Genomic DNA, 6,083 nt, shown 5'->3' with positions numbered 1-6,083 from the left:
CTACAACTTCCGGATTCTGATCCTCTGGCTCACGACTTTGTTTGTCCGGATCTGCTGCGCCTTCCTGTTCGCCGGCGCCTGGTCATCCCGTCAACAGACCTCATGATCAACGTTCTTCACGGTCGACGGGTTAATGTCGTAGCTGGGGTCATGGTCCTTTCCGAGGGCGCGAGCGCCTCATGATGATGTCCAGATCGGGCGCCTCAACGTTTGCAGCGGAGTGCGGGCGAACCGCCAGCAGCCGATTGACCGAGGTCACCACGACCACCGTCCCAGCGGGACATCGCCAGTCCGGCGGACCGGACCAGGAACTTGCGAGCAAATATCAGATTGGCTTCGGCGGGCCCCGCTCGAACGATGTGCCAGCGACCCAGATGCAGTGGAGGATTACGGCGATCTTTCGGGCGATGGCGACCTTTGCCTTCTTCATGCCGATCCGCTTGGCGAGCTTCATGCCCCAGGCCTTTAGGGAAGAACTTTTTGGTTCGATAAAGAAGGACAGTGGCGGCCTCGAACAAGTAAGTTCGGAGAAGCCGGTTGCCCCATCGAGATATCTTTCCGTTGGTGTCGGTTTCGCCGGATTGGCTGCGCCTCGGCGTAAGGCCTAGGTAGGCGCCGACCGTCGAAGCCGATCGGAAGCGCGAGGGGTCATCGATCGTGTGGCGGAACGTTAGGGCCGTCACGACACCGACCCCCGGGACCGTCATCAGGCGACGCGTCGTCTCGTCCAGCTTTGCCAACCGGCGGACCTCGTTGTCGAGCTTACCTTGTTGTTGACAAACGTTCTCATGGATCGAGAGCAGCGGCGATATCACGCTGAGAAGCAAATGATCGACGCCCAAGAGTTCGCTGACCTGGTTGCGGAACTGTTGGCCGATCGCGCGAGGGAATAGCAATCCACATTCCTTGATCAAGCTGCGAACCTGGTTCTCGATGTCTCGGCGCATGGACACTAGCCGAGATCTGGCGACAAGGATCGCTCGGATCTTCTGGCTTTCCTCACTTTTGACTTTGACCTCTCGATACCCTCCAACCCGCACCAGTTCGGCAAGGCCTCGCGCATCATTCCGATCGCTCTTGTTCATTCGGACCGACAAAGCTGCGTGCGCATGCCGAGCGTCGATGCAGACCACCGGAAGCTCAACCCTGCGGAGTTCATACCATAGGCCTTGCTCCAAGCATCGAGGAGAGACGACCATGGACCATTATGCCGGAATCGACGTGTCATTGGAATGCTCCAGCGTGTGTGTTGTCGATGCGAACGGCAAGATTGTCGGGAGGTGAAGGTGGCCAACGAACCGGAGGCGCTGATCGACCGGTTCCGTTCGTTCGGGTTCGATCTCGCCAGGATCAGGCTGGAGGCAGGGCCGCTGTCGCAGTGGCTCTACGCGGCGATGAAGCAGGCTGGTCTTGGGGTTGAGCTTCTGGAGACGCGTCACATGCGAGATGCCTACAAGGCGATGCCGGTGAAGTCGGACCACAACGACGCCCGCAACATCGCGCAGTTGATGCGGCTCGGCTGCTTCCGGCCGGTGCATTGCAAGTCGATGAGCGCGCAGGAGACGCGGGCAATGCTGACCGCGCGCAAGCTGATCCAGAGCAAGCTGCAGGACGTCGAGAACAGCTTGCGGGGGATCTTGCGAGGCTTCGGGTTGAAGGTCGGCAAGACGACGAAGCGCGGCTTTGCGGCACGGATCAACGAGCTGGTCATCCGGCTCTGGACGCCATCGCCGCAGCGACGCTTGCGGTTCACACAGTGCTGCTTCGCGAGTTCAACGGCTTCGGCAAGCGGGTGCGGGTGATGTCCCTGCTGGATGCCAAGGCCAAGCTGTTGATGTCGACCCCAGCCGTGGGACCAATCATCTCGCTGACTATGCGAGCCACATCTAACATGGATTATGAGCTTGCCGCTTTTTCCTGGTCTGCTGTAGAATCTTCTTCGTGTGAGGATTTCGAGGGAGTAGCTTCCTTTCAGCTCTACATTTCGCAGATTCATTTGAAGGTTTCTGTGGGGACATTGCGATGGCTAAGTCTTCCGTTTCCCGTGACGCCTTTCGAGGCTTGTTCGCTTTTTATGCGGTCAAGGCCCACCATGATCATAACGCTGTCGCCGAAGGCCGACTCCTCAAACTATTTGGATCGAGCGACCATATTCCCGACCGGCTGTTGGAGTTGTGGTCATCACGAACCGAGCTGATTGGCCCTGAGGCCGTTGGCAACATAGTGTCACTACTCGCTCAGATCCTGGAGGGCGGCGCACAAAATAATCACGCCAGCGACTTCCTTCATCCTTCATCGACTGCTGCGAGAGTTGGACCGAGACGTTCATTAACCGCGATTGCGAGAAAGTTGGGGTTGACCGGACATCAGTCGGTCGGCCGCGCAATGAGTGCCCGCGTTAGTTGGCGGCGAGACTGCCCCTCAATTTAGGAGCGGTCACCTGGATTTTCATTCGATGTTACGCCTCGAAAAACGGCGACGAGCCGATCTCCTTCCCAAAGCTCAACGTCGTGCTCCCCGCACATTTGCTCGGCTCGACATCTCGCAGTCTGCTCGTCGATGCAGTCGAGCTTCGCGGCGCAGATCACTCGCCGCCTGCTGTCCACTACAAACACTCTGTACCGCATGATGGCTGTCCCATCCGAAAGGAGGCTGTCATCGTAATCGAGTGTTTGTGTAAGGCAGCGCCAAAGTAAGTGCAGGCGCGCGGAAGGTTTGTACGTGTGGCAATTCGGCTATACCAGCGCCTGTAATTCTTCCATTTTAATGGCGTAGCCTGCTCAACCACACCAGTAATGCGGAGTGGCTGCGGAGAAGCCCGATACGCTCGCTTGGAAGGATAACCATAGACGTAGGTTGGCAGCTCCTTTTTCGATATGCTTGTCCGAAGAAAGTCCAGCCAATCCATGACCTAGCCTACTAATTGCCAGCCCGGTGCACGCCCGACGGCCGTCGTTCGCCGAACGACACAAGTTCATGCCTTGTGGTGATCAGCACTCCTGGAAACTGCTAATCTGCAGTCCGTGCTGCGTTTTCTTCGCTTATGCTAGCCGTACGGCTTATGCGTAAGAAGCCAGACGCCAGTGGACATTAGTACAGCCGTGCCCGCGGAGAATTCCAGCAAACGCTCCTATGAGGACCCGACGTGGCCGACGCATCGATCCAGCTCAACCCGTTGAACCTATCGGTATCCCGCGAGGACCTCGATCATGACGAGATCGCCGAGGGTGCCAGACGCAAAGCCTGGCGCCAGCCATTCTTTGTCGGAATTCGCGCACTAGTTTTCGTTTTTCAAAAATGGAGAAGTTAAGTGGCTATGGGAACAGTAAAGTGGTTCCACCCGACAAAGGGATATGGATTTATTCAACCTGACAACGGCGGCAAGGATGTGTTCGTCCATATCTCGGCAGTCGAGAAAGCTGGCTTCACCTCTCTCGCCGAGGGCGCCAAAGTCAGCTTCGACGTCGTTTCAAATCGCGGTAAAGAATCGGCGGAAAATCTACGAGTCGGGTGATGCGCCCAGCATCCGTGGGTTCGCGGCGTTTTCATCGGCCGAGTCCGAGAACGCCGCGTCGAGTTTGAACCTGTCCCAAATGGCGCGCGCCTCGACCCGATAGGGCGAGGCATGCGGGCGTCCAAGACCATTTTGTCGAACTTGGTGGTCCTAGCCGATGTAGCGGGCGGACTCGCGGCGTCCAATGTCCGGCGTCGCCCGTGCGTCGCTGCATAAAAGCCCTTGCTCGAATGGAGCGTGACCGACCGATTCTGGTGGGTGCCAGACAGGCTTTTCGCCGATACAACTTGGTGGCACCCTGTGGGCTAGGCTCTCCCGCGGTGGGCGACCGCGGTCAGTTTTGCTACCAGATGGAAGGCTGGCCGTGTTGAAGTTAGCGGTGCGTTGCAGGGACAGCGCAGCCCCGTGTATCCGTGGGGCTTTTTGGCGCCGAGCCACGCTGCCGCTAACTTCTCCGGCAGCGCGGGCGCGATAGGGACAGCATCCGATCCATCCCAGCTGACCGGCGCCGAGTTGCCACCGCGCTGTTTACGTTCACTGAGACAAAGATCATCCGGGGCACTCGGCTAGAAGCGGGAGAACATTGTCTGGTTGAACGTCGTCGGCCGTCGTCTTGATGTATTTGTGCCCGTTGTGCGTGGCCCAAACCACACCAACCCTGCGTCCATTTTCTTCGACATAGAACTCCCATTCGCCGCTCTCGATATCTTTGACAACCTGGTCGATGGATCGCTTCCACGGCTTTCCATCGGGGTTTACTCCGCCGACATGTGTTATTCTTTCGTGAGGATTCTTTCTGTCCGTCTTGTTGGCGTAACGAATGCGTGCGCGTTTGGCCATTTGAGTCTCTCCCAAATTGCAAGCCTGAGGCACTAGCTTAGACCGGGGCAGTCAATTCGACCGGCCGCCAATTCAGGTAGGTGCTTCCAGTCCTTCTCAGCGATACTCCTTGATCGCGCCCTTGAGAATCTGAGCCTCTCAGGAGCGAAGGTGGCCAGCCTCAGTCTTCGAGGACGGGCTGGCCACCGAAGTTAGCGGCTCAAATCCATAGGGCAGTACGGGCCAACCGATGCACGTATTCCAGCGGCACATCACGTCCCTGCGGTCGCAAGCGCTCGCGGTGCTTGCAGCCAATCAGGCTCGGGCGGCCGATCCGTCTCTGAATCTATCAGATCGCCAAGTTGCAACATTTAATGCGGAGGAGGCTCAGGCAATGGTAGACATACTTGATTGCATGAAACCCAATCTCGGGCCGAAGGAGGCACGGAAGATCGCTGCACGCATACGCGATCTTCTAGGGGGATCGCGTGAGTGCCAACCGGTTCGGGTGGGATGCCTGTGAGACTTTCGCAAGCGCGGTGCGCCCGCGATGCTTGCGGTGTGAGATTGATCAATCACTGGCTACGACCAGTTCTGGTAGTTGTGCTAGGGCGTTCGCCGAACGATACATCCGCCGGTCAGCTTCTTCTTGAGGCTCACCGTGGTGAAGTTAGCTGTGCGTAGCAAGGACAGCGCTCATCGGTCCACTTTAAAGCGCCGGGCCACGTGCCGCTAACTTCTACTATGGGTCCGAATGAACGGGGATGATCGACGGGACAAACCATCGCCAGTATTTGGACCGGGCTTTTGGTCAGCCGGGGGAGGCCGCATCGAGCGATCCGCTGGGGAGACGGGCGGGCCTCTCAACAGGCTCAGCAACGCGATGACGGAGCAGCAACGCGTGGCATCCGGCGGCGTTAGCTTCGGTTGCGACGCCGCTTCCACCGCGGCTCCCTGCGGTGTCCGCCAATTCGATTGCTTCTTTAATCTTAGACCCCACCGGATCATCCTCAAGGTCGGCCCAGATGTCAGACTCGCGCTTTTCCCAAAAGGAATAATCGCGCTGGCGGGGAGAGCCTACGGCGTTCATCAGCATCCCGGCTGCCTCATGCAAGAGCTGAAACCCCTGAATGACTGGGTGTGTTGGAATAGCCCCGGTAGCTGGCTATGAAGTGGAGTTACGAAACATGCGACGGGTTAGCCGAGATCATTGTCGTGCCGGGAGGATGCGCTCTCCTGTTTGATGGCCAGGTTTTAGGTGAGCACATCTCGCCAGTCATAGCGGCAGAAGAATTAGCGAGCGGGAGATGCCATTGGCCCTGGGCTGGAGATCCCGCGAAGATGGATATCCCGACAGACTTGTCCCAGTGGCAAAGCGTCCCTTAGTTGCCACCTCTTCAAACTGCACGACGACCAAGTCGAAGGCCCTACGCATAGATGCAGAGATGATGCGGAGATAGTTCTTCTGAGGGAGAGGCTCCGCCTGGCACTCGCTCAGAAGCCACCCCCAGCGCGTGTGCCTGCGTGACCCACTAGTTTCGGCAGTTTATCTCACGCGCACGGTCGCATTATCAAACCAACGCGGCTGGCTGCGGAGTCGGGAATGCACTCTAGTTTGCTAACCTAGTACCCACTATCCTTGGATCGTGAGTCGTGATTCAAGATATGGATGATCCCCGAAGCAAGAGAAGTCCACCTTTCGCGGAAAGATCGCAAGGTGCTTGAGGCGTGTTGTCGCTCGCCGGTGACG

4 protein-coding genes and 1 pseudogene are annotated in these 6,083 nt (G+C 57.9%); 2 read left to right on the top strand and 3 right to left on the bottom strand.

Going from position 1 to position 6,083, the window contains the following annotated elements:
- Positions 1-325: 325 nt before the first annotated feature.
- Positions 326-1,166, bottom strand: a pseudogene (locus AC066S_RS38315) (IS110 family RNA-guided transposase); the annotation flags it as partial.
- Between the two features lie 120 nt (positions 1,167-1,286).
- Here AC066S_RS38315 and AC066S_RS38310 point away from each other — a divergent pair.
- Positions 1,287-1,802 carry an IS110 family transposase gene (locus AC066S_RS38310; protein ID WP_164719162.1) on the top strand — a complete coding sequence of 172 codons (516 nt, stop codon included), beginning with the start codon at positions 1,287-1,289 and terminating at the stop codon, positions 1,800-1,802.
- Positions 1,803-3,310: 1,508 nt separating this feature from the next.
- Positions 3,311-3,514 (top strand): cold-shock protein, encoded by a 204-nt coding sequence (locus tag AC066S_RS38305; protein WP_126262210.1) that lies wholly within the window; start codon positions 3,311-3,313, stop codon positions 3,512-3,514.
- Between the two features lie 549 nt (positions 3,515-4,063).
- Here AC066S_RS38305 and AC066S_RS38300 read toward each other — a convergent pair.
- Both AC066S_RS38300 and AC066S_RS38295 read right to left on the bottom strand, forming a co-directional pair.
- Entirely contained in the window at positions 4,064-4,354 is a 291-nt protein-coding gene (locus AC066S_RS38300; protein ID WP_126262211.1) for a DUF3892 domain-containing protein, read from the bottom strand.
- A gap of 790 nt (positions 4,355-5,144) precedes the next feature.
- Positions 5,145-5,429: a hypothetical protein gene (locus AC066S_RS38295; protein ID WP_126262213.1), complete on the bottom strand. Its 285-nt coding sequence runs from the start codon at positions 5,427-5,429 to the stop codon at positions 5,145-5,147.
- Positions 5,430-6,083: the final 654 nt, after the last annotated feature.

Source organism: Bradyrhizobium sp. CFUWI, assembly GCF_056429085.1.
The sequence above is the reverse complement of the archived record's forward strand: the minus strand, read 5'-3'. Positions and strand labels throughout refer to the sequence as shown.

Excerpts from the sequence above, each read along its gene's own strand:
- AC066S_RS38295 (WP_126262213.1), bottom strand. The coding sequence starts at position 5,429 with ATGCTGATGAACGCCGTAGGCTCTCCCCGCCAGCGCGATTATTCCTTT.
- AC066S_RS38300 (WP_126262211.1), bottom strand. The coding sequence starts at position 4,354 with ATGGCCAAACGCGCACGCATTCGTTACGCCAACAAGACGGACAGAAAG.